At 46.1% G+C, this 979-nt stretch carries 1 protein-coding gene; it reads left to right on the top strand.

Annotated elements, in window-relative coordinates:
• Positions 1-979 (top strand): replication-associated recombination protein A (locus tag A3763_RS20490; RefSeq protein WP_068760416.1); only part of this gene is annotated, 979 nt, incomplete at both ends.

Raw genomic sequence — 979 nt, 5'->3', positions numbered from 1 at the left:
GAATCTACAAGCAAACGCTATGCGCCTTTAGCTGCGCGTGTAAGACCTGCAGACCTGTCAGAGTATGTTGGTCAAAGTCACCTGGTAGGGCCTTCTCGTCCATTAAGGCAAGCCATAGATAAACAAGCTCTTCATTCTATGATCTTATGGGGGCCGCCTGGCGTCGGCAAGACTACTTTTGCGAATCTATTAGCTGAGCACTTCGATGCCAACTTCTTGCCCTTATCTGCAGTATTGAGTGGTGTGAAAGATATCCGTTCGGCGATTGAACAGGCAAAGATGTATCGTCAACAAACGGGTAGGGACACAATACTTTTCGTAGATGAAGTCCACCGCTTTAATAAGTCCCAGCAAGATGCTTTTTTACCCTTTGTTGAAGATGGCACTGTTATCTTTATCGGCGCGACAACCGAAAACCCCTCGTTTGAATTGAATAATGCATTACTTTCACGTGCAAGGGTTTATGTATTAAAAAAGTTGGACTCGCACGAAACCGCTTTGGTTATAAGCAACGCTTTAGCGCATCGAAATGGCTTCCCCGATATTGACGTGAAAATAGACGAATCGCTAGTCGATATTTTGGCAAAGGTTGCAGATGGTGACGCTCGCAAGGCCTTAAACTTTCTTGAACTAGCAGTTGATCTGGCGGATAGAGATGCTAAGCGGTGCGTCGTTAGTAAAGAGAATATTGAAGAGGTTATCCAAAGTTCGCTTAAGCGCTTCGATAAAGGCGGAGACATCTTCTACGAACAAATATCTGCTCTGCATAAATCTGTTAGAGGTTCTGATCCCGACGCCGCGCTATATTGGTTTGTCCGTATGATTGATGCCGGTTGTGACCCTCTATATATAGCCAGGCGCGTAGTTAGGATGGCGAGTGAGGATATTGGTAATGCAGACCCCCGAGCGTTAACACTTGCTTTAAATGCCTGGGATGTTCAGGAGCGCTTAGGTAGCCCCGAAGGTGAGCTGAGTATAG

It is taken from the genome of Oleiphilus sp. HI0128, from assembly GCF_001635365.1.
The sequence above is the reverse complement of the archived record's forward strand: the minus strand, read 5'-3'. Positions and strand labels throughout refer to the sequence as shown.